Source organism: Streptococcus hillyeri, from assembly GCF_003686955.1.
Taxonomy (GTDB): domain Bacteria; phylum Bacillota; class Bacilli; order Lactobacillales; family Streptococcaceae; genus Streptococcus; species Streptococcus hillyeri.
In genome coordinates this window covers 1-275 of the sequence record NZ_RCVM01000077.1, presented here as the reverse complement: position 1 = coordinate 275, position 275 = coordinate 1, and the positions used below count along the sequence as shown (strand labels likewise).

General features: G+C 42.9%; 1 tRNA gene. It reads left to right on the top strand.

Annotation, left to right across the window (positions count from 1 at the left end):
• The first annotated feature begins 50 nt into the window (after positions 1-50).
• A tRNA-Pro gene (locus EAF07_RS10490) sits at positions 51-124 on the top strand.
• Positions 125-275 lie beyond the last annotated feature (151 nt).

The following is a 275-nucleotide window of genomic DNA, read 5'->3' as shown; positions in this document are numbered from 1 at the left end:
CCTGACTACGAATCAGGCGGTTAGAGGTTCGACTCCTCTAGGGTGCATTTCGGGAAGTAGCTCAGCTTGGTAGAGTACTTGGTTTGGGACCAAGGGGTCGCAGGTTCGAATCCTGTCTTCCCGATGATTTTAATAATCTGTCTCATAAGAGAAGTCCATTGAAAACTGAACAAGACGAAGCAAGTGCGGGTTATGAAAATAACCTGTCAAGAAAAACAATAAGTCAGCGATGACAAAACAGTGAGTTAAGAACTCAAACTTTTAATGAGAGTTTG